The organism is Akkermansia sp. RCC_12PD, from assembly GCF_036417355.1.
Classification (GTDB): Bacteria; Verrucomicrobiota; Verrucomicrobiia; order Verrucomicrobiales; family Akkermansiaceae; genus Akkermansia.
Genome location: NZ_CP143889.1, coordinates 2,787,400 through 2,808,212 on the forward strand (window position 1 = coordinate 2,787,400; position 20,813 = coordinate 2,808,212).

At 59.1% G+C, this 20,813-nt stretch carries 17 protein-coding genes and 1 pseudogene; 10 read left to right on the forward strand and 8 right to left on the reverse strand.

Translation table 11 applies throughout. From position 1 onward, the window contains the following. Nucleotides 1–131 precede the first annotated feature (131 nt). The 3 genes from V3C20_RS11785 to V3C20_RS11795 all read left to right on the forward strand — a co-directional run bounded on the left by V3C20_RS11785 (nucleotide 132) and on the right by V3C20_RS11795 (nucleotide 3,869). Nucleotides 132–1,460 carry a homoserine dehydrogenase gene (locus V3C20_RS11785; RefSeq protein WP_130082751.1) on the forward strand — a complete coding sequence of 443 codons (1,329 nt, stop codon included), beginning with the start codon at nucleotides 132–134 and terminating at the stop codon, nucleotides 1,458–1,460. An 18-nt stretch (nucleotides 1,461–1,478) separates the two neighbouring features. Further along, on the forward strand, nucleotides 1,479–2,702 hold the full coding sequence (locus V3C20_RS11790) for an aspartate kinase (protein WP_130082750.1): 1,224 nt from the start codon (nucleotides 1,479–1,481) through the stop codon (nucleotides 2,700–2,702). Between the two features lie 414 nt (nucleotides 2,703–3,116). Then, entirely contained in the window at nucleotides 3,117–3,869 is a 753-nt protein-coding gene (locus V3C20_RS11795) for a GNAT family N-acetyltransferase (RefSeq protein ID WP_130082749.1), read from the forward strand. Nucleotides 3,870–4,190: 321 nt separating this feature from the next. On the opposite strand, the gene V3C20_RS11800 is transcribed toward V3C20_RS11795, so the two are convergent. Beyond that, nucleotides 4,191–7,364: an AsmA-like C-terminal region-containing protein gene (locus V3C20_RS11800; protein WP_161981462.1), complete on the reverse strand. Its 3,174-nt coding sequence runs from the start codon at nucleotides 7,362–7,364 to the stop codon at nucleotides 4,191–4,193. A 260-nt stretch (nucleotides 7,365–7,624) separates the two neighbouring features. Here V3C20_RS11800 and V3C20_RS11805 point away from each other — a divergent pair, with 260 nt between their 5' ends. Further along, the gene (locus V3C20_RS11805) at nucleotides 7,625–8,323 is read left to right on the forward strand and encodes a pirin family protein (protein ID WP_130082747.1); all 699 of its coding nucleotides are present in this window, start codon (nucleotides 7,625–7,627) and stop codon (nucleotides 8,321–8,323) included. Between the two features lie 54 nt (nucleotides 8,324–8,377). Here the strand turns inward: V3C20_RS11805 and V3C20_RS11810 are convergent, their stop codons facing one another. Continuing rightward, nucleotides 8,378–8,983, reverse strand: a complete 606-nt coding sequence (locus V3C20_RS11810) for a DUF2062 domain-containing protein (RefSeq protein WP_130082746.1) — start codon at nucleotides 8,981–8,983, stop codon at nucleotides 8,378–8,380. Nucleotides 8,984–9,124: 141 nt separating this feature from the next. Here V3C20_RS11810 and V3C20_RS11815 point away from each other — a divergent pair, with 141 nt between their 5' ends. Next, nucleotides 9,125–9,853, forward strand: coding sequence for a TlyA family RNA methyltransferase (locus V3C20_RS11815; protein ID WP_130082745.1), 729 nt, complete (start codon nucleotides 9,125–9,127; stop codon nucleotides 9,851–9,853). Nucleotides 9,854–9,951: 98 nt separating this feature from the next. Here V3C20_RS11815 and V3C20_RS13485 read toward each other — a convergent pair. Then, a pseudogene (locus V3C20_RS13485) lies at nucleotides 9,952–10,642 on the reverse strand (nitroreductase family protein). An 18-nt stretch (nucleotides 10,643–10,660) separates the two neighbouring features. Beyond that, nucleotides 10,661–11,353 (reverse strand): type 1 glutamine amidotransferase domain-containing protein, encoded by a 693-nt coding sequence (locus tag V3C20_RS11825; RefSeq protein ID WP_130082744.1) that lies wholly within the window; start codon nucleotides 11,351–11,353, stop codon nucleotides 10,661–10,663. A 280-nt stretch (nucleotides 11,354–11,633) separates the two neighbouring features. Here V3C20_RS11825 and V3C20_RS11830 point away from each other — a divergent pair, with 280 nt between their 5' ends. After that, nucleotides 11,634–11,915 (forward strand): hypothetical protein, encoded by a 282-nt coding sequence (locus tag V3C20_RS11830; RefSeq protein WP_130082743.1) that lies wholly within the window; start codon nucleotides 11,634–11,636, stop codon nucleotides 11,913–11,915. A 39-nt stretch (nucleotides 11,916–11,954) separates the two neighbouring features. Here the strand turns inward: V3C20_RS11830 and nagB are convergent, their stop codons facing one another. Then, the gene (gene nagB / locus V3C20_RS11835) at nucleotides 11,955–12,698 is read right to left on the reverse strand and encodes a glucosamine-6-phosphate deaminase (protein ID WP_130082742.1); all 744 of its coding nucleotides are present in this window, start codon (nucleotides 12,696–12,698) and stop codon (nucleotides 11,955–11,957) included. A gap of 69 nt (nucleotides 12,699–12,767) precedes the next feature. Here nagB and V3C20_RS11840 point away from each other — a divergent pair, with 69 nt between their 5' ends. The 3 genes from V3C20_RS11840 to V3C20_RS11850 all read left to right on the forward strand — a co-directional run bounded on the left by V3C20_RS11840 (nucleotide 12,768) and on the right by V3C20_RS11850 (nucleotide 14,819). Further along, the gene (locus V3C20_RS11840; protein WP_130082741.1) at nucleotides 12,768–13,043 is read left to right on the forward strand and encodes a hypothetical protein; all 276 of its coding nucleotides are present in this window, start codon (nucleotides 12,768–12,770) and stop codon (nucleotides 13,041–13,043) included. Further along, on the forward strand, nucleotides 13,031–14,215 hold the full coding sequence (locus tag V3C20_RS11845) for a class I SAM-dependent rRNA methyltransferase (RefSeq protein WP_130082740.1): 1,185 nt from the start codon (nucleotides 13,031–13,033) through the stop codon (nucleotides 14,213–14,215). Before V3C20_RS11840 ends, V3C20_RS11845 begins: the two co-directional genes overlap by 13 nt. A 322-nt stretch (nucleotides 14,216–14,537) precedes the next feature. Continuing rightward, nucleotides 14,538–14,819 carry a KH domain-containing protein gene (locus V3C20_RS11850; protein WP_067570394.1) on the forward strand — a complete coding sequence of 94 codons (282 nt, stop codon included), beginning with the start codon at nucleotides 14,538–14,540 and terminating at the stop codon, nucleotides 14,817–14,819. Between the two features lie 95 nt (nucleotides 14,820–14,914). Here V3C20_RS11850 and V3C20_RS11855 read toward each other — a convergent pair whose 3' ends face one another. The 3 genes from V3C20_RS11855 to V3C20_RS11865 all read right to left on the reverse strand — a co-directional run bounded on the left by V3C20_RS11855 (nucleotide 14,915) and on the right by V3C20_RS11865 (nucleotide 19,680). Next, the gene (locus V3C20_RS11855; protein ID WP_130082739.1) at nucleotides 14,915–17,383 is read right to left on the reverse strand and encodes a hypothetical protein; all 2,469 of its coding nucleotides are present in this window, start codon (nucleotides 17,381–17,383) and stop codon (nucleotides 14,915–14,917) included. Nucleotides 17,384–17,458: 75 nt separating this feature from the next. Next, nucleotides 17,459–18,778: a class I SAM-dependent rRNA methyltransferase gene (locus V3C20_RS11860; RefSeq protein WP_192907206.1), complete on the reverse strand. Its 1,320-nt coding sequence runs from the start codon at nucleotides 18,776–18,778 to the stop codon at nucleotides 17,459–17,461. Continuing rightward, nucleotides 18,775–19,680: an NAD(P)-dependent oxidoreductase gene (locus tag V3C20_RS11865; RefSeq protein ID WP_130082738.1), complete on the reverse strand. Its 906-nt coding sequence runs from the start codon at nucleotides 19,678–19,680 to the stop codon at nucleotides 18,775–18,777. The genes V3C20_RS11860 and V3C20_RS11865 overlap by 4 nt, the downstream gene beginning before the upstream one ends. A 79-nt stretch (nucleotides 19,681–19,759) precedes the next feature. Here V3C20_RS11865 and V3C20_RS11870 point away from each other — a divergent pair, with 79 nt between their 5' ends. After that, nucleotides 19,760–20,719 carry an enolase C-terminal domain-like protein gene (locus V3C20_RS11870; protein WP_130082737.1) on the forward strand — a complete coding sequence of 320 codons (960 nt, stop codon included), beginning with the start codon at nucleotides 19,760–19,762 and terminating at the stop codon, nucleotides 20,717–20,719. Nucleotides 20,720–20,813: the final 94 nt, after the last annotated feature.

The following is a 20,813-nucleotide window of genomic DNA, read 5'->3' on the forward strand; positions in this document are numbered from 1 at the left end:
TACAGAACAGGCGCCCGGCCGGAATGCGGAGGGCGGCCCCTTTCCCCCGGAAGTTCCCGGAAAAACAGCCTTTCCCGCGCGGTAAAAGCTCTTGCGTCACAGGGATTTTTCTGCATAATCGCCCGGCAAGAATGACGGAAAAACCCATACAACTTGGCTTGGCCGGACTGGGTACGGTCGGTTCCGGCGTTTATGAGACGCTGTGCCGCAACCACTCCCTGCTGGAAGCGCGGAGCAAGATCCCGTTCAGGATCAAGCGCATTGCCGTGCGCAACCTGAGCAAGCACAGGGATACCGCCGTTCCGGAAGAATTGCTGACCGACGACTGGCACGAGCTGGTGGGGGACCCGGAAATAGACATCATCATCGAACTGATCGGGGGCACCCGGCAGGCCTATGACCTGGTGACGACGGCCCTCCGCGCGGGCAAGCCCGTGGTGACCGGCAACAAGGCCCTGCTGGCCGAATACGGCGCGGAGATTTTCAAGCTTTCCGCGGAGATGGGCACGCCCATCTACTTTGAGGCTTCCGCCGGGGGGGGCATCCCCATCATCCAGAGCCTCCAGAATTCCCTGATCTGCAACCACATCAATTCCATCGTGGGGATCATCAACGGAACTTCCAACTACATTCTTTCCGCGATGGGGGAACACGGGGCCGACTACGAGGACGCCCTGGTGCAGGCCCAGAAACTGGGATTTGCGGAGGAAGACCCCTCCCTGGACGTCAACGGCTGGGACGCCGCCCACAAGGCCCTCATTCTGGCCACCCTGGCCTACGGCACCACCATCTCCCCGGACAAAATTTACGTCAGCGGCATTGAAAACATCACCAGCCGGGATTTCGAATTCGCCAAAAAACTGGGGTACACCATCAAGTTGCTCGTGGTCATCCGCTACCATGAAAACCAGGAAGATGCGCTGGAACTGCGCGTCCAGCCCTGCTTCGTCCATGACTGGCACATCCTGGCTTCCGTCAACGGCGTGTTCAACGCCATTTCCGTGAACGGGGACATTGTGGGGGAAACCTTGTTCTACGGCCGCGGAGCGGGCAAGAATCCCACGGCCTCCGCCGTGATCAGCGACGTGATTACGGCCATGCGCGAAAGCCGCTACCCGGAATTCCACACGGGGTTTACCCCTTACGCCAAATCCTGCGGCGTGATGCATATCAACGACACCACGACGCCGTACTACGTGCGCTTCCAGGTGGCGGACCAGCCCGGCGTGATTGCGGAAATAGCCCGCATCCTGGCCACTTTCGGCATCGGCATCTCCGCCACGTCCTCCGCACCCAGCCACATCGACGAAGACGGCGTGGCGTGGAACGACCTGGTATTCATCCTCCATACCTGCCCGTGGGGCCAGCTCCAGATGGCGCTGGAGGAAATTGCCCAGATTTCCTTCGTGGCGCCGGAAGCCCGCGTGCTGCGCATCGAACACCTTCTTCCTCAATCCTAACCTACATCATCCTGTTACATGGCACTTATCGTTCAAAAATTCGGAGGCTCCTCCGTAGGCACCATTGACCGCATCCGCAATGTGGCGCGCCGCATCCATGAGACCGCCGGAGACGGCAACCAGGTAGTGGCTGTCGTCTCCGCCATGAGCGGCGTGACGGACAAGCTGATCGGCCTGGCCAGGGAACTGTCCGCCTCCCCTTCCGAACGCGAGCTGGACGTCCTGATGGCTACCGGGGAACAGCAGTCCATCGCCCTGCTCTGCATGGCCCTGCATGAACTGGGAGACAAGGCCGTGTCCTTCACGGGAGCCCAGGCGGGCATTACCACCTTCGGCTCCCACACCCGCGGCCGCATCCACAAGATTGACCCGGAACGGATGAACAAATGCCTGATGGAAGGCAACATCCTCATCTGCGCCGGCTTCCAGGGCGTGACAGAGGAAGGCATGGTCCAGACGCTGGGCCGCGGCGGCTCGGACCTTTCCGCCATCGCCATCGCCGCTGCGCTGAAGGCGGACGTGTGCCAGATTTTTACGGATGTGGACGGCGTGTACACCTGCGACCCCCGCGTGGTGAAGGACGCCGTGAAGATCCAGACCCTTTCCTACGACGAAATGCTGGAAATGGCATCCAGCGGTTCCAAGGTGATGCAGTCGCGCTCCGTGGAATTCGCCAAAAAATTCGGCGTCGTCTTTGAAGTTCGCAACTCCATGAACAATAACCCCGGTACCATCGTGCAAGAAGAAACTCCCTCCATGGAAGCCGTCGTCATCCGCGGCATCTCCATCGACCGCAACCAGGCCCGCCTCACCATCACCGGCATTCCCGACAAAATCGGCTATACGGCCAGGATTCTGGGCGCCCTGGCAGAGGCGGAAATCAATCTGGACATGATTCTGGCCAACACCGCCCATGACGGCTACGTCCGCCAGTCCTTCACCATGCCTGCCAACGAACTGGGCCGCGCCCAGGCCGCGCTCAAGCCCGTGACGGCAGCGCTGGGCCCCGATGTGAAGGTGGAGACGGAAGCCGGACTCGCCAAGCTTTCCCTGGTGGGCATCGGCATGCGTTCCCATTCCGGCGTGGGCGCCACCGCGTTCAAGGCCCTGGCGGACGCCAACATCAAGACCGGCATGATCTCCACATCGGAAATCAAGATCGCCGTGATGGTGGACGAGTCCGACATCGACGAGGCGGCGCGCGTCGTCCACAAGGCATTCAACCTGGGCGGCCAGAATTAACCAGTCCCCCCTTTCCCTGTTCCAGGCCGGTTCGCTTGCGCGGCGGACCGGCCTTTTCTTTCTTGCCGTTTCATCCCTTTTCATCCCGTTCCCTGCGGATTCCCGCACACCTGATGAAGAAAGCGCCCCTTTTCAACGAATGGGGCAGGAGTGATGCCGTCAAGGGCGGAGTCTGCCGCCAACTGCAACACGGCTTGTGCCTCATGTTGCGGCGGAAGAAGAGAATGAGCAGAGAAAAAAGGAGAGTTTCCAGCCTGATTTCCGGCGGCATCGTTCGTCTGACGGCCCTTCCGCAAGCACCGTCGCGCCATGCCGATGCGTTATATGGGTCTGCCGGAAATGTGCAAAAGGAGGGGAGGCGGGAAAGCGGATGACTTCCTCCCTGGTTTATGCGATCATTGGCACAAGAAAGAGATGAGTGCCGAATTTGTGAACCTGACGGCGGAAAACCTTCCCCATGAACATTTATGCTGCATTATCCGCAGCAAGAAGTTCCATCCGGGCATTGACGCCAAGCGGCAATGGCTTTGCGGCCGGCTGAAGGAGGGCCATGTCTTTAGAAAGTTGAATGAGAAGGCTACAGTTTTTATTGAATATGCTCCCCTGGAAACCGCCTGGGTTCCCATCATCGGCGACAATTATTATTATCTGTACTGCCTGTGGGTTTCCGGCAGCTGCAAAGGGAAAGGGTACGGGAAGGCGCTGATGGAGTATTGTCTGGCGGATGCCGGAAAAAACGGCAAATCCGGCATTTGCATGCTTGGAGCAACAAAACAGAAAGCTTGGCTTTCCGACCAGTCGTTTGCGAAGAAATTCGGTTTTAAAGTTGCCGATACTATCGGCAACGGGTATGAACTGCTGGCCCTTTCCCTGGACGGAACCCTGCCGAGCTTTTCCCAACGAGCTAAAAAACTGGAAATTGAAAGCAGGGAGCTGACCATTTATTACGATATGCAATGTCCCTATGTTTATCAAAACATCGGGATCATCAGGCAGTATTGTGAAACGAACGGGGTTCCCGTGTCTTTCATTCACGTGGATTCCCTGCAAAAAGCCAAGGAATTGCCCTGTGTTTTCAATAACTGGGCCGTGTTTTACAAGGGGAAGTTTGAGACGGTAAATTTGTTGCCGGATGTGGCCGCCTTAAAGAGAATACTGAAAAAGTAATCCTGAAAAATGAACGTGCGGGTCCGTGTTTTTCCGGCGATTGCGGGATGATGCGGGCTTGTCGGAAATATCGGCCCCGGCCCCTTGCTCTCCCGGAATAACGGCCCGGAAGGGGAATGCGCAAACATCCGCCATGCCGGAATACGGATTTTCCCGAAGTTCTGCCGCAAGCGGCCGTTTCCTCCCCTTTCCCCTCCACTGACCTCCCCGGACAAGGTTTTTTCATCAGGGAAAGCAGAGGAAGAGGATGAACGGGACGGGCGGAAAAGGCGGCAGAATCCGGAAAATGAAACCGCGGCGCTCCGGGAAGGCCGTACCGGATTATCTTCTTCTCGCAGGCTGGGGCGCCGGGGGAGCGGGAGGAGCCGGGGCCTTCCCGCCGGAGAAGGGGGCGAAACTCCAATTCACGTTATCCAGGGGACCTCTGCCGCGCACCTGGAACAGGCCGCGCGCCAGCAGGAAGACGGGCGAGGTGAGAAGCTGCGGAATGCCGCGGAACCCCATCTGGAAATCGGAGTTGACCTGGAGGTCGGCCAGGCGTATCCATCCGCCGCCCTTCAGGGACAGGTTGCTGCCCGTGGCCACGAAGTTGTTCGTACGGATGTAGCCTTTTTCTATGGAAAAGTCGCAGTCGGCGCGGGTGAGCTTGTAGTTGATCAGGTGGCCCAGGCCGGGGATGTAATTGGCCAGGGCTTCCCCCAAAAAGCCGAAGATGGGGATTTCCACCAGGTTTCCGTGGACCAGCGCCGCTTCCCCCTTGGCCTGGATGCTGTTCATGTTGCCGCCCTTGGACGAGAATTCAATGGCTCCGTGCACGGTGGCCTTCTCCATTTTTTCCCCGTAGGATTTGCCGATGGCCGTCAGGTTCATGTCCTGGAGCACGAAGGAGCCGTTCAAGGCGTCCCCGCCGTCAATCTGCGCCAGCACGCGGCCGGTGAAGGAGCCTTCCCAGATGGTTCCCTGCAATTTGTCCACCACCACCCACTGCGGGGAGATGAGCACTTCCCCCTTCGTCCTGCCCAGGTCCAGCGTAGTTCCCAGGATTTTATAGCGGACGCGGCCCGCGGAGGCGTCAAAGCGGATGCGCCCCTTCATCAGCTTCAGGTCGTCCCCCATCGGGAACATGCCGCCGCCGGAAAGCGTCACGGGGCGCGTGAAGACGAATTCCCGGAGCACCTTCGCGGCGTCGTCCGAGAACATGCGCAGCGTATGGGCCGGATAGGCCTGCCCTTCCAGGCCCAGAACCTCCACGGTGTCCGGGACAAAACGGAAGTCGATGCTTTTGGCCTTCAGGGAACTGTCCGCCGGACCGCCGGACAATCCGGCGGAGGAAAGATAGTCGGAGTTGGAGACCGTCAGCGCCACGTTGGTCAGGACCAGCTGGTCCGTCACCAGGTGGGCGTCCGCGCGGGCGGATTTGATTTCCACCCCCTTGTATTTGGTGTTGGCGACGGATACGACGGCCTCAATATCGTAGGCCTTTTCCAGATTGTAAAGTCCCAGCGTTCCCTGGAAGGAGAGGTTGATCCCGGAGTTGCCGTGGAAGGCGAAGCGCTCCATGAAGAAGTCATCATCTTTCATTGCCATCAGCTTGTCGATCGTGTCCAGGGGAACCGTGGACTGTCCCATCACGAACATCTGCCCGTCCAAGAAGCCGTTGGCAAAGAGTTCAAATTTCCCTTTTTCCAGTTCTATGCGGCAGTTCTGCACGAAGAGCTGGTTGGGCCTGTATTCCACCTCCAGGTCCGCCGTTTTCACGGGCACCTTGTTCCAGGCCAGGTTTTCCGCCTTGATGCGTGCGCGCACCAGGGTGGGTTCCACGGGTTTTCCTTCCGGAATGTCCAGCCTGCCGTGCACGCGGAGAGTCGCTTTTTCCGGAATCTTCAGTTCCTCCGGCACGGGAACGGATTTGCCGCCCAGGGCCACGAGAATTTCCGGCTTCAGGTCCGATTCCACCGTAAAGACAAGGTCCGTTCCCAGATAGCTGCCGTCCAGTTTCATCCGTCCGTCTTCACGCACCAGTTCCAGCAGCGTCACGTTGACGGATTTGCCGATCACTTCCACGTTGGCCGTGGCGGAATCAAATTCTACCCCCTGGTACGCCACGTCCCTGACGGCGGCGTTCATTTTCAGGCGGTCCACGCGGACCGGGCCGGACCAGTCCACGCCCATGCGTAGCGTGCCCGCGGCATTCAGTTCCGGGTCCCCGTTGATGACCAGGGTGGGCGGCAGTTCCACGTCTTCCGGGGCCATGGACCGGGCCATGTTCAGCATGGCGTTCACGGGTAGCGTGCTGTGGATGTCCACCTTGATTTCTCCATTCACGCCCATCACCTTGCCGGAAAAGCTTCCTCCCTGGTGCCGTATGTCCAGATCCGTCACGTAGAAGTTGCCGTTTTCATAGTTGAAATCCCCGGACGCCTTTAAAAATTTCTCCCCGAACACGGAAAAGGCCCCCATGGAGCCGGACCCCAGCAGCTTGACCTGGTCCACGCCTTCCCATCCTTCCTTGAACAACAGCCTGCCGGATATTTGAACGTGAGGCTCGCTCAGGAATTTCATTTCCCGCGGAACGAGGGATTCGTTGAGGAAGGACACCGTCCAGGACACGAGGGGGGCCGTGCTGGTGACGTCCCAGATCAGGGAGCGCTTTTTCAAATCCGCCTGAAGGGACAGCCTCACGAATCCCGCCGTTTCCGCATCTCTCATGGTGAAGCGCCTGGCCATGATGACGGAGTCCGAGTAGTCGCCGCTGAAGATCAGGTTCTTGACACGAATTCTGCCGTATTGCAGTGAGGGAGCCTGAAAGTCCAGCCCCACGCGGATTCCGCCGCCCTTCATGTCGTCGCTCAGGTTGACCGCAAGCTGCGGCGGGGCGGATTCCGGCCACTTCACCCTGTCCAGGTATTCCAGCACGTGGTCAAGCTGCTTGCGGACGACCGCCACGTCTCCAGGCGTCAGCGCAAAGTCTCCGCCCTCCTCCTGCCCTGCGGGAAAGCTTCCCTGGGCGGTGACCCGTATTCCCTGCACCACGGCTTCCGCCTTCGTGAGGTCCACCATGCCGGGGCGGTTCAGGTCTATCTCCGCATTCAGCCCGGTGACGGAAAAGACCCGTTCCGGCCTTTCCTTGTCCACCGGCATGCTGACGCTCAGCCCCGCCACGTTCACCCGCTCCGGGTCCACCTGGCCGTCCAGCAGCTTTTTCCAGTTCAGGGATATGTCCGCCTCATGAAGCCGGGCGATGGGGCGGCGGTTTTCCGGCGGCGCTTCCGGGTCCAGCATTTCCACGTCCTTCAGCGTGACGACGGCCCGGGGCCAGATGCTGACTTTCAGCGTGCCGATGTGCACGGGCACCCCTTTTTCCAGCAGGGCCTGTTCCACGCGCACCACCACAAAGGAGGGCACGCCCCAGATGGAAATATAGCAAATGAAGCCAAGCACCAGGGCGCACAGCAGAATAACCACGGTGGGGACCAATCCCCTGATCCATCTCATGAATGTCGAATGAGCCATACGCCACTTACTTTACTTGCACAGGTACCTGCCCATGCTACCTTAAAAGGAGAGACATTGCACCATCATTTTACGTTGGCAATTTATTTCGTATTCCGGACATGCACGGGAATTTTCCATTTAAACGGCACCCGCAGGAAGCCCCGGCCCCTGTCATCCGGCTTGAACAGGATGGAACGCCATTCAGTCAAACCATGTGCCAGGTCCGGCTAAAAGCCGGAAGAATCTCAATATTATTGATCATGAATATTATTATCGACAGGGCATCGTCCAGGGGGCATGCCAACCACGGGTGGTTGAATACCTACCACACGTTCAGCTTTGCCAATTATTTCAATCCGGACCGCATGCAGTTCGGGGCCCTTCGCGTACTTAACGATGATACGGTGCTTCCGGACGAAGGTTTCGGAACCCATCCCCACAAGAACATGGAAGTGATTTCCATTCCCCTGAAAGGGAAGCTCCGCCACGGCGACAGCCTGAACAACAGCCACACCATCACGCGCGGGGAAATCCAGCTCATGAGCGCGGGAACGGGCATCCTGCACAGCGAGTACAACGACAGTTCCACGGATAATCTGGAATTCCTGCAAATATGGGTCATTCCGGACAGGATCAACACGGAGCCCAAGTACAAGGATTACGACATCAAGCCCCTGCTGAAGCACAATGAGATTTCCACCTTCCTGGCTCCGGAAACGGATATTTCCATCATGCAGCAGGCGTGGTTTTCCTGGGCGGAACTGGACCGCGGCACATCACGGGAATACAAGTTCAAGGGCCAGAATACGGGCGTGTACGTCTTCGTGGTCGAAGGAGAAGTCAAGATCGGGGACATTGTGCTGAACCGCCGCGACGGAGCCGGAATTACGGATACGGAGGCCATCACCATTGAGGCCCTCCAGAATTCCACCGTCCTTCTGATGGAAGTGGCGCAGTAGCGCAGCCGGAGTTTCTTCGGACGTGCTGCCGGATATTTTTATTCGGGCCTGCCCTTATGCGGGGGGCGGGCCTTTTTGTCGTCCTTTCCCGTGCTTGCTCCGGCCCTTGATGAGCAGGCCCAGCCGCCACCCAAGCTGCACGAGTCCGTAGCACAGCATCCCCAGCACGACGCTGGAGACGGCCCAGCCCGTCAGGAATTCCAGGGAAACCATGCCTATGCCCAAGCCGTTAAACGGAGCCCAGGACCATTGTTCCACTCCCGTTTTCAGCATGTTCCAGGTAGCGCCGGAAGTCGGCAGGCCAAGCCGGGAGAAAAGGAACCAGCCCAGCCACCACTGGGCGGGAATGGCAAAGAAGGTAAAGCCGGGAGGGGAAAGCCAGGCCATCAGGATGGCTACCGGAATGTTGCCCTTGCGCCACAGGCAGGCGAATACGCCCCACAGGCTCTGCATGGGCAGCGGGGCAATCGCGGCGGCGGCTCCCCAGGCTGCCCCGGTAGCCACGGATTCCCGTGTCCACGACCAGTAGACCGGGTCGAAGATTTTTGCGGAAAGAAAACGGCTGGTCCACGATTTTTTACGCACTTCCGTCAGCAGATAAAGCCTGACCTTGCGCATCAATTGCCTGTAGCGGTGTTCCATTCCGCGGCACAGTCTCATACAATCCCGCGCCTGATCAATTGTAAAATGCTCCAGCGCCTTTCATGCCGCATTTTATCCCAAATGCCGCCGCTGCGCGGTTTTGCTTGATTCTGCATGCGGTTTCATGAAATACCTGCGTGCGCACCTTCCTTCCGAATCATGAGCAAGCAACGACTCGACGTCCTTCTGGTTTCCCGCAATCTCGTAGAATCCCGGGAACTGGCCCAGCGGCTCATCATCGCCGGAGAGGTGAGCGTGGGAGGCCACCCCTCCACCAAGCCGGGCCTCAAGGTCAATGAAGACGCGGACATTGCCATCAGGAACCGCCCCCGCTACGTCAGCCGCGGCGGCCTGAAAATGGAGGGCGCCCTGAACGCCTTCCCCGTCTCTGCGGAAGGCAAGGTCTGCCTGGACATCGGCGCGTCCACGGGTGGCTTTACGGACTGTCTGCTTCAGCACGGAGCTGCCAGGGTGCACGCGATCGACGTCGGCACCAACCAGCTCGTCTGGAAACTGCGGCAGGACCCCCGTGTCGTCGTGAAGGAGAAATTCAACGCCCGCTACATGACTCCGGAAGACATCGGGGAACAGGTGGACCTGATCGTCTCCGACGTCTCCTTCATCTCCCTGAAAAAAATCCTGCCCGCGGCTTTCCCCCTGCTGAAGGAAGGGGGTGACGCCCTGGTGCTCATCAAGCCCCAGTTTGAACTCCAGCCGGGAGACATAGGCCCCGGCGGCATCGTCCGGGACCCGGCCCTGCACCAACGCGCAGTGGATTCCATACGCGCCTTTGTCACGGAGGAATTGAACCGCTGCTGGATGGGCTGCGAGCCTTCCCCCATCACAGGAACGGACGGCAACCATGAATTCCTGGCATGGCTCAAGTAGCCGGAGCCCCTTTCCCCGTGAGTCATGACATGCCCCGGAACGCCTCAACAGGCGGTCCCCCCTCCCCACAATGGAGCGAACTTTCCTTTCCCGGCAGATCAGATCCTATGGTACACCTCAGTGAACGGAATGCTGTACCGCTCGCCCCAGATGCCTTTCTCTCCGTCCCGTATTCCGCAGGGAACGACCATGTTGATCCCGACGCCATAAGGAAATTCCAGCAGCTTTTTCATACGCTTGCTGTCAAATCCCTCCAGCGGGCAGGGATCGTATCCTTCTGCGACCGTGGAGATCATAAACGTCTGGGCTCAAGAGCGCATGGCTTGTTGACTGTAACGCGCATATCGCACTCGGAAACTTCGCGCATCATGGGGCGGAAAAGGCCGATTCCCCAGGCCAGCAAGACCGGAAAGCGCCCAAAACGCCGCTACGGCGCGCGTAAAGGAACGGCATCAACTTTCCATAGTATAACCTCCCGGTCCCTGATGCGTTCCGCCGGATGTTTCCACGCTCGAATGCGAAGACGGATTGCGCCCGCTGCCGGTACAAGTACTGCCGCGTCACGAAAACGACTATTTCCGAAGCCGTGGCGGCAGCCGACTGGCCGAGGCAGGCTCCGGCAATGCGGGCTATCAATTTAGGAAGGGTGATTTGGAAGAATTCCCATAACTGCATGTAGCCAGGGCGGCCAGTTCCAGGCAGCATTTTACCTTTTCAGGGGCAAGCTGTTTATTCTTAATAGAATACCCGCACGGCCCGCCGGTAATTCAAGGCTTCTTTCAAATTCATACCGTTCACCGCCACCTGCTATTGATTGAACCGGCCCATGACCGTTTCAGCCATCTTTTCCGAACTGAACGGGTCCTGGCCCGTGATCAGGTTTCCGTCGGCCACGACTTCCGGCATCATCGGGATCAGTGATTTCTTGTAATCCGCCCGCCGTTCCTTCAACGCGGATTCCAGATCGAAAGGCACGTCCTTTTTCTTTCCTGCCAGGCCTTCCTCAAACCAACTGAATCCCGTGACCTTTTTATCTTTTACCAGGTATTGTCCGTCCGAGAGCTTTACGTTCAACAAACCGCATACGCCATGACAAATGGCAGCAACTATTTTATTGTGTTCATAGTGGTTTTTGATGAGTTCCTGCAGGACGGCGTTATCCGGAAAATCGAACATCGCGCCGTGGCCTCCGGCCAAATAAATGCAGTCGAACACCTCTCCGGAAACTTCATCCAGGCTTTTCGTGTGCCGCAGCACATCCCGGAATTCCGAATCGTCCCAGTAGCTTTTGGACAGTTTGTCCATGTACATCGTTTTCAGACTCGTGGGATCGACTGGAGTGTCGCCCCCCTTCGGGCTTGCGATGACAATGTCATATCCCCGCTTTTTCGCGCTGTCATACATGTGGGTAAGCTCGCTGAGCCATAATCCCGTTTCCTGTTTTCCGTCGGGAAACATCCCGGTTCCGGTTACTACCATTAATATTTTCATTTGTTTCATATCTCTGTTTTTCCTGTTCTATATAACTGCCGGTCATCATCTGTAATTCCTGATTGAAGTATGAATTACACACTGCCGGATATATTTTATTTTTCATCTATTGGCACCTTCAACCATGCACGGAAAATGAAACCCTTGTCAATGCGCCACTTCATCCTAATAAAAAGACGCCGCCGCTTAAATGGCCAGTCTTCCATTCCTCTTTTAAAGGAAATCCTTAACAGGAATTCCGGGGGGCCTCCGGGCTTCAAAGCCGCCTTCCTCAAACAGAAAACACACTTTGCCTGTTATCAAATCTATTCATTTCCAGCACGATACACAAACACATCTTCCCTTCCATTCCGCCGGGCCGGACATGAAGAGGAAAAACAGGCTTTATCCTTTGCCTGCCGTCGTGCGCACACCGGAGCAGCTACGGCTGTTCCGCCCTTCCTCAATGACACAAAATCTTCATTTGCGGAACCCGCCGCCCGAAGACTCGGCATTTTTCTCCGGCGGGATGTCGCCGGAAAAAGAAGATGCAGCCCTATCTCATTCCATCAAAAACGCCGCCTTTCCGTGAAACCGGGAAAGGCGGCGCGGCCGTTGTTGAAGCGGAAAATTAAAGCTGGGAAGCGGCGCCCTTGTCCAGGAGGAACTTGGCGTTCGGGTGCTTCTGCAGGTAGGAGGCGGCCACGTCCACCGTCACAGGACCCTGAACGGCCTTTTTCACGATGGAAGCCTTCTTTTCCCCCCAGGCCATCAGGGCCACTTCACGGGCGCCCATGATGGTGGCCACGCCCATGGTGATGGCCGTGGTCGGAACGTTCTCAATGCCGCCGAACGCGGGAGCCGCGTCGGAGCGAGTGAGATCGTCCAGGTGCACCTGGCGGGTGATCGTGGTGTCGTCGGAGCCAGGTTCGTTGAAGCCGATGTGCCCGGTGCGGCCAATGCCCAGAATCTGGAGGTCAATACCGCCGCAATCCTTGATCTTCTGTTCGTAGGCGGCGCAGTGAGCGGCAATTTCGTCGCCCTTCACCGTGCCGGAGGGAAGATTGATGTTTTCCGGCTTCATGTCGATGTGGTTGAACAGATTGGTATGCATGAAATACCAGTAGGATTCCGGATGGTCGCGGTCCAGGCCGCTGTATTCGTCCAGGTTGAAGGAGATGACGTTGGCAAAGGAGAGGCCTTCCTCCTTGTGCATGCGCACCAGCTCCGCATAAAAAGGCAGGGGTGTGGCTCCGGTGGCAAGGCCCAGCACCACGTTCCGGCCTTCGGCGGCGCGGGAACGGATCAGTTCCGCAACTTCTTTTGCCAAGGATTTGGCAGCATCCTGGGGAGTTTCAAAAGTTTCTACTTTCATAACGCGCCACATCCTACTCCGCTCCCCGGCATCATTCAATCAGAAATAGTCCCGGAAAGATGCACTAAAATGGAAAAGACCGCCAAGGCTCCCCCCGGCGAACCGGGCGGGAAGGGATTTTCCCCTGCATTCGGGGGCGCCGTCCCATTCCCTCCTTCCCTCCACTTCCAGCCGCCGCTTTGCCAGCAGGGAGCGGAAAACCTCCGGACGCGTGGCGCGCCGGGAGAAGGGAACTGCCCGCAGGCGCACGAATCCGCCCTTCCGCTGGGGCGGCCGGGCCGCCGCATTCCCCTTGCACTTTCCCTTCCGATCATGTATTGCCTGTCCCTGACATGGCAGGTTTAATCATTTCACCAAGGGCACGCATTTTTCAAGGACACGACTGGGTTTACGGAACGGAGGTCCGCAAGGTTTTCGGCAATCCCCAGCCCGGAGACGTGGTGGCGCTGAAGGATTTCAAGGACCGCTTTCTGGGGTCCGCCATGTTCAATCCCCATTCCCAGATTGTCGCCAGGCGCTTTTCCCGCCGCAAACAGGAGCTGGACGGGGATTTTTTCAGCAGGCGCATCAGCCAGGCGCTGGAGTTGCGCAGCCGCTTCCTGCCGGGGGAAACGCTCACGCGCCTCGTCTGGAGCGAGTCGGACGGCCTGCCCGGCCTGATCGTGGACCGCTACGCGGATTACCTGGTGGTGCAGACACTGACCCTGGCCATGGAACGCCGCCTCCACATCATTCTGAACGTGCTGGAGGACCTGCTCTCCCCCCGGGGAATCATCGTCAGGAACGATTCCCCCATGCTGGCGGCAGAAGGCATCGAACCTTCCGTCAGCGTGGCCCGTGGTACGGAGCCGGAGCCCTTTACCGCGCAAAGCGGGGATATCCAGTTCATGATCAATCTGCAAGCGGGCCAGAAGACCGGACTGTACCTGGACCAGCTGGACAATTACGCGGCCGTGGCGCGCCTGGCGCGCGGACGCCGCGTGCTGGACTGCTTCTGCAACCAGGGAGGCTTTGCCCTGGCCTGCGCCCGGGCCGGAGCGGCGGAAGTCACCGCCGTGGACGTTTCCCAGGAGGCGATGGACGCCGTGGAGCGCAACGCGCGCCTGAATGGGGTTTCCGTACGGGGTGTCACGGACAACGCATTCGATTTCCTGAAGAAGGAAGCGGCCCTCGTCCGGGACGGAGGGGAGCACAAGTGGGACCTGATCATTCTGGATCCGCCTTCCTTCACCAGAAACAAGAAATCCGTGCATGACGCCATGCGCGGGTACAAGGAAATCCACCTGCGCGCCATGAAGCTTCTGGCCCCTGGCGGCATTCTTTCCACCTTCTGCTGCTCCCACCATGCCGGCACGGGCCTGTTCCGGGAGAGCATTCTGGAAGCGGCCATAGACGCCCCAGCCACCCTGCGTCTGATACAGCAACACGGACAGAGGCCGGACCATCCTGTCCTGCTGAACATTCCTGAAACGGAGTACCTTAAGGGTTTTACTTATGAGCTGCTTCCGGGACGATAATATTGTTATAATTACAACATCTATCCCTCTTCCCCTTGAAGGTAACCAACAACGTTGTTTTTTTCTCAAAAAAAACAATCGTTTAAATGAAAAAAAAAGCTTGTAACTCCAGCACTCCTCACCTATATTGCGTTTCGAGCAGGTGAGCGCTCGTTAAAAAAGCTCTCTGGGTTCGCAAGGACCCAGTTTCATAGGGTAGTTGGGGCGCCCCGGTCGTTTTACGACCGGGGCGACTTTCTTTTTCGGGGAATGCCGGGATTTGCATCTTTTCAAGCCGGCGGTTTTATAGTAAAGTAAACATTGTAACAACCTTTTCCCTTCCATGCACCCTGCCGTAGAACAAATCCGCCAATACCTGCAACTGATTGCCCTTCAATTTGTCCAACATCCGGAACAGGCGGAGTTGCGCGTTGCCGAATCCCCCCAGGGCGACGCCGTGCGCTTCCGGCTGATTTTGGAAAAGACGGATGTGGCCCGCATCATCGGGCGCAACGGCATGACCGCTTCCGCCATCCGCTCTCTGGCCAAGGCGGCAGGGGAGAAGAACGGCATCAAGGTCATCGTGCACATGCTTTCCCATGAGGAAGCCGCCGAACAGGCCTGAATGCCCTGCCCCGTACAGCAAAATTGACAAAGCCGGAGGGAACCCCGTTCCTCCCGGCTTTTTCTTTTGAGCGTATGTGTACTTCCGCGCGATGGCTATAGCTCCACGTCCAGCACCAGGGCCAGCAGATTGAAGGGACCCGGTTTCTCCACACGGAGGGCGAACGCAGCCTGTTCATCCGTACCGTAGTTGTGGGTGAGCCTGACATAACCGGAGTACGGAGCCTCCGCTCCATATCTGCCGGGCTGGAAGTGCCGCCACGCGCCGGGAGCCCCCGTGCCGTACAGGAATTGCAGGGAGCTTTCATGCAGAAGCGCCCTGGCGCCCAGTTGTTTTTTCAGCCTGCCGAGCGTCTCCAGACTTTCAAGGGGCATCGTTCTCACCTCGGCCGGGGCGGCCATCCCTACCCTGACGGTTTCCCCTTCCCTGTTTTCCGGGCACAGCGCATTCCCTTCCCCGTCTATCAGGATGGAGGAGCAGGAGCCGTTCCCGTCCATCAGGACCGCTTCGCATCCGGCCAGATGCCGGAGCCCGCCAAGGCGGCCATCCCGGATGACTGCCTCCATGCAGGCGTCCAGATATTCGTTGCCTTCCGCCATGCATTCCACCGTGATGCACGCATGTTCTCCCTCTCCCCGTGCCACGGTGAACCAGACTTCCTCATCCTGCGTGTTCCCGGAACCCCGCAGGGAGGCCACGGACAGAATGCGGCCGTGCTCCAGGCGGTGGGCATGCCACGCCACGATGTTCTGTTCCCTGTTCAGGGTCATGCAGACCGCGCTGCCGTCCTTCAGCACGCACCAGACGTGAAATGCCGTGCTGCGCTGAATGGTCCAGTCCACAATGCCCTCCGTCAGAAGATGGTCGGAAAGAAGGCTCACGTCCCGCGTGAGAAAGCCGTCCGCCTCCAGGGAATAAAAAAACTCCCGCACCTTCCTGCCCCCCTGCTGGACGAACAGCAGGCTGTTTTCTACGGTCAGCGCGTCCAGCAGGGAGGAGCCCACGCCGGAATGGCGTTCGAATTCCGCATTATTTGCATTGATTCCCGTGGAGTCGGACGCCCGGAGCCGCCATTCCCCTTCGCTGGTGCCGATCATCAGGCCTCGAAGGGAGGATATCCACGCGATTCTGTTCTGCTGGGAGGCCGCCATGGTCAGAATCATGGGGGAGTCTGCCGGTATGCCGGGAATAAATGAGGAAAAGTCATCCACCCTGCTGGCCCACAGGGTCTGCGGCTGGCCCGGAGTGCTGCCGAACCAGAGGCGTCCCTGGGAAAATTCAATGGTGCACGGGTAGCCGTTCCTGATCCCGAAGGCCCCAAAGGACCAGTCGCTGGTATCATAGTCGTACAGCATGCGGCCCGGCATGTGCAGGGCGTTGCGCACATGCACGCACCGCGGGGAAACATACTCCTCCACCACGAATTCATGGTCGTATGAACAGGATTCCGACCGCAGTTCCGGAATTCCCGTGGAAGAGCCGTTTTTATAGGACATCAGCCGGAGGGTGTAGAAGGAGAAACCTTCTTCATTACCGCTCAGGGCGAAGTTGTTCCTGAATCCCTCCTTCTGGTAGAAGCTCTTGACGGAGTGCCAGACGAGGGAGGGCTCATTGGGCAGGTAGTTGGAGCCGTCCAGGTACGCCCGGCGCACCTCCCATTCCGCGTCCCATGTTCCGGTGGTTTCCACCGTCCATGCTCCGCTGACGAACGTGTATGTGCAGGCATCCGCGCCTTTTTCAAAGAAGGAGGTGTACTGTTCCGGAGAATTCTTCCCCGCCACATAGTCCACATCCTTCCTGAACGGGCGGATGCAGGTGTAGGCATTCCGCCATCCGTTTTTCCCGTCCATGGAAAAGGTGCCTCCCTTGTAGAAGTTCTGGTTCAGCGTCGCGGTATGGAACAGGGGCATCTGGTCGGCGCGGGCGAAACCTTCATCGTGCCTTCTGGTGATGCGAATGTGTTCCGTGCCCGCCATCTCCGGGGTGAATACGTCTTCATCCGCCGTCACCACCAGCTTGTTCCCGTCCGCGGAAGAGAACACCCGGTATTCGATCTTCACGGAGTTGAGCAGGGAGCTTTCGTAAGGAATGCCGGAAAATTCCAGAGGCTTCAGCCGCCAGTCGTCGTCGGCATGGCGGGAGAGCGTCATGGGGGGAGTCTCCGGCTCCACGCAGTAAATCACGTCGTTCAACTGCTGCATCCGGAGGTTCCTGACCTGCACGTCGCTCTTCCAGGGAGAGACGGTTTCCAGGACATTTCCCTCCGTATCCAGCAAGGGCGCGCCGTCCTTGAAGTAGCGGACGTAGCCGCGGCCCAGCTCCAGCATGAACTGGACGCCCGTGGAGTATTTGAAGGAAACCAGCCTCACCATGCCTTCCGTGCCGCCGGCACGGGCGACCAGGCGCGTGCCGGGCCTGCGCCTGATGCCGCCGAAGGGAGTGACCAGAAAATTCGTCAGGCGGGAGGCTCCGCGCGCCACGGGGTCCAGGTCCGCGCGGCCGGAAAGCCACGGACTTAATTCTCCCGCCGTGAAACTGAGCCGTTGTAATACTTGCTTTGCCATATTCCCCCCACGGAAACAGGGAGGAAGAGGCGCGGTCAAGACGCCGGAAAGGTGCTGCCCCTTCCGGCACCATTTCTACAGGGCGATGGCCCAGAGGACTTTCAGGTAGCGTCCTTCCGGGTAGGTGCTCAGATAGGGATGGTCCCAGCCGGGGCCGGTCATGCCCATGATCTGGAGTTTGCGCCCCTGCCGCTGGGCCGCCTTGACGACGGTCTGCTCAAATTCGGAGGGGGAAAGGAGTCCGGAACAGGAGCAGGTGACGAAGAGGCCGCCCGGCCTGACACACTGGAGCCCCAGCATGTTCAGATCATGGTATTTTTTGATTCCTTCCTCAAAGCCGTCACGGCCGATGATGAATTTGGGCGGGTCCAGCAGCACGGCATCAAACAGACGTCCGTTGCGCACCATCTGGCGCGCGTAGACAAAGGCGTCCGCATGTACGAAGTCGATTCGCTGCTGATTGATATTGCCATTCCTCTTCGCCATGGCGATGGCCTTTTCATCCAGGTCCACGCCCGTGACTTCCGCCGCTCCTCCCAGCATCTTGGCGGCAATGGAGAATCCGCCGCTGTAGCAGCACAGGTCCAGCACCGTAGCCCCCTTCACCAGGGAGGCGAACTTGAGGCGGTTGTCCCGCTGGTCGCAGAAAAAGCCCGTCTTGTGCCCCTGGGCGAAGTCCACTTCATACGTGATGCCGTTTTCTACAATCTTCACCAGCTTGACGGGAGCGGAGGATTCCGGCGCGTCTTCCGGGCGGATGCCCTCCATGCGGGCGATTCCCTCGTCCGCCTGAATCACATGCCTTCCGGTGCCGCACAGGCGGTGCAGCAGAGGAAGCCAGCGCCCCAGCCGCTGCCAGACGGCCAGCGTGCTTACTTCCAGGCTCAGAACGTCCGCGTAGCGGTCCACGACCAGGCCGCCCACACCGTCGGAATCACCGTGCAGCACGCGGTACGCATTTGTCGTCTCATCCAGGCGCAGGATATCGCGGCGCAGTTTCACGGCGCGTTCCAGAGCGGCATCTAGCTCCAGTTCCCCGAAGACATCGCGGCCGTGGTACACCATGCGCAGGGGGGTGCGGCTCGTTTCGTTCCAGAAGCCGGAGCCGAACAATTCCCCGTTTTTGTCGTACACGTGCACCAGACTCCCCGGTGCTATTTCTCCGCTGACGGAGCCGAGCATGCGGGGGAACACGGCGGGGTTGTACGTAAAGTATTTCAGCTCCACCCACGGGGAAAGCCAACTTTCGCTGCCCTCCGGGGACTTGTTGACAAACAGGTTCTTTTTGGGCGCGGAGCGCGGACGTCCCGCCGGGGGGCGGCGGTCCCTGTAGGAAGGTTTGGAACGGGAGTCGCGCGGATTGCGGGGGCTGCGGGGAGAGTGGGAATCGTTCATGAGATGCGGGAAAGAAATGTTGGATCTGCGGCATAGCGGGCCACGGCCAGCTCAACGGCTTCCTGGTACGGCCTCACGGGACGGCCCAGCAGGGAAGCCAGCCGTCCGGAGGACATGGCGGTATGCCTGGGCCGAGCATCCCTGAAACCCGCCTGTTCGTCGAGCTTTTGTTCCGCCACGGGCGGCAGCTCATGCAGAAGCCCGTGCTTCACCGCGCTTTCCAGGGCCGCCAGCGCGTACCCGTGCCATGAGACCGGCTCCCCGGACTGGCACAGGTGCAGGATTCCCGCCGCGTCGCTCTCATAGGCCAGAAAGCGGAGCCATTCGCACAAATCCTCAATCCACGCGGGGAGGGACCATTTGTCCGCCACGGCGGCCAGGGCCTGCCCGTTCAGCGCGCGCCGGAGCATCATCTCCGGGAAGGAGGGGCGGGTGGGATTGCCGAACACCCAAGAAACGCGGGCCACCAGGGCTTCCGGCATTTCCTCCCGTACGCGGAGCTCCGCCTCCAGCTTGGATTCCCCATATACGTTCACGGGGCGGCATTTGTCCGCCTCCGTCTTCAGGCCGGGCCGGCGGCCGTCCAGAACGTAGTCCGTGCTCAGGTGGATGAAGCGCATGCCCTCCAGGCGGCACAGGCGCGCCATCAGCTCCGGCGCCATGGCATTCACCCGGTGCGCGGTTACCGGATCGTCCAGGCAGGCTTCCAGCCCGCTTACCGCCGCGCAGTTGATGACGTGCGTAGCTCCGGAAGAAAGAAGAAATTTTTTCAGCGCGGACAAGTCCTCCAAATCGCAGGTATTGCGCCCGCAGGCAACCACTTCCGCTCCTGCATCCCGCAGGTGTTCCACCAGGCGGCTCCCCACACGGCCTCCGGCCCCGAATACCAATGTTCTGGACATGCGCACAGCCTACCCGCTGTCCCTCTAAAATCCAGTGAAAACCTCTTTTCATCGTGACAAAAAACCAAAAGCTGATTCAATGAATATTGTGTTTTACTATGAATATTCTTTAACGGCTTGCGGCCCTCTCAATGCCAGGGCCGCGGAAGTATGCAGGAAAGGGGCTCTCATCAGGACGGAGGAAGGCGGCTACGGCTGCATCCAGCCCTGGCCGGAGCTGGGGGATCATTCCCTGCAGGAGGAACTGGACGCGCTCAGGAAAGGTAATCCGCTGCCCCTGGGCAAACGGGCCCTGGAATGCGCGCAGGTGGACGGGGAGGCGCGCGCCGCCGGCGTCAGCCTGTTCTCCGGCCTCCACATTCCGGCCAGCCATGCCACCCTTCCCAGCTGCGTCAGCCCGGCCACTATCAGAATCATGGAAACGAAAGGCTTCAAGGCGGGAAAGATCAAGGCAAGCTCCAATCCGGCGGCAGCCCTGGAACGGCTGACCATGCTGGCCTCCATGGTTCCTTCCTGGCGCTGGCGGCTGGACTTCAACGGCTCCCTGGACGGAAACGAGGCGCTCCAGTTCTGGAAATCCCTGCCGCACCACCTCAAGAGCCGGATAGATTTCATTGAAGACCCCTGCCCCTTCTCCGTTCCCGGCTGGGAACGCCTGGTGAATGCGGGCGTGCCGCTGGCCCTGGATATGGGAACAGACACAGAGCACCAGCCCTCCATCACGGCGGACCTGCCTGTCACGCGTATCGTCAAGCCGGCGCGGGAGGCCACGCCCGGGGACCTTAATGATCCCCCCGTATTCACCACCGTCATGGACCACCCCGTGGGGCAGTTGTGGGCCGTTTATCAGGCGGCGGACTATTACCGCGACGCTCTTCCCACGGAGATTCCGCTCTGCGGCCTGTGCACCCACCTCCTGTTTGAACCGGATCCGTTCATCGACCAGATGGGAGGCATGAATCCGCAGGTAGCCGTTCCCGCCGGAACGGGGCTGGGTTTTGACGGCATGCTGGAAGCCCTGCCCTGGAAGAAGCTCTGAACGGAGGACGCCCGTTTCCCATCCTTCCCCCTGATCTTCTTTTTCCTTCCGCCTTCTCCCGGCGGACGCCGCATGCAAAAAGGCATGGAGCCGC

Excerpts from the sequence above, each read along its gene's own strand:
- V3C20_RS11870 (WP_130082737.1), top strand. The coding sequence starts at position 19,760 with ATGAATATTGTGTTTTACTATGAATATTCTTTAACGGCTTGCGGCCCT.
- V3C20_RS11800 (WP_161981462.1), bottom strand. The coding sequence starts at position 7,364 with ATGAGATGGATCAGGGGATTGGTCCCCACCGTGGTTATTCTGCTGTGC.
- V3C20_RS11785 (WP_130082751.1), top strand. The coding sequence starts at position 132 with ATGACGGAAAAACCCATACAACTTGGCTTGGCCGGACTGGGTACGGTC.
- V3C20_RS11825 (WP_130082744.1), bottom strand. The coding sequence starts at position 11,353 with ATGAAACAAATGAAAATATTAATGGTAGTAACCGGAACCGGGATGTTT.
- V3C20_RS11810 (WP_130082746.1), bottom strand. The coding sequence starts at position 8,983 with ATGAGACTGTGCCGCGGAATGGAACACCGCTACAGGCAATTGATGCGC.
- nagB (WP_130082742.1), bottom strand. The coding sequence starts at position 12,698 with ATGAAAGTAGAAACTTTTGAAACTCCCCAGGATGCTGCCAAATCCTTG.
- V3C20_RS11840 (WP_130082741.1), top strand. The coding sequence starts at position 12,768 with ATGGAAAAGACCGCCAAGGCTCCCCCCGGCGAACCGGGCGGGAAGGGA.
- V3C20_RS11815 (WP_130082745.1), top strand. The coding sequence starts at position 9,125 with ATGAGCAAGCAACGACTCGACGTCCTTCTGGTTTCCCGCAATCTCGTA.
- V3C20_RS11795 (WP_130082749.1), top strand. The coding sequence starts at position 3,117 with ATGAGTGCCGAATTTGTGAACCTGACGGCGGAAAACCTTCCCCATGAA.
- V3C20_RS11805 (WP_130082747.1), top strand. The coding sequence starts at position 7,625 with ATGAATATTATTATCGACAGGGCATCGTCCAGGGGGCATGCCAACCAC.
- V3C20_RS11855 (WP_130082739.1), bottom strand. The coding sequence starts at position 17,383 with ATGGCAAAGCAAGTATTACAACGGCTCAGTTTCACGGCGGGAGAATTA.
- V3C20_RS11790 (WP_130082750.1), top strand. The coding sequence starts at position 1,479 with ATGGCACTTATCGTTCAAAAATTCGGAGGCTCCTCCGTAGGCACCATT.
- V3C20_RS11860 (WP_192907206.1), bottom strand. The coding sequence starts at position 18,778 with ATGAACGATTCCCACTCTCCCCGCAGCCCCCGCAATCCGCGCGACTCC.
- V3C20_RS11850 (WP_067570394.1), top strand. The coding sequence starts at position 14,538 with ATGCACCCTGCCGTAGAACAAATCCGCCAATACCTGCAACTGATTGCC.
- V3C20_RS11845 (WP_130082740.1), top strand. The coding sequence starts at position 13,031 with ATGGCAGGTTTAATCATTTCACCAAGGGCACGCATTTTTCAAGGACAC.
- V3C20_RS11865 (WP_130082738.1), bottom strand. The coding sequence starts at position 19,680 with ATGTCCAGAACATTGGTATTCGGGGCCGGAGGCCGTGTGGGGAGCCGC.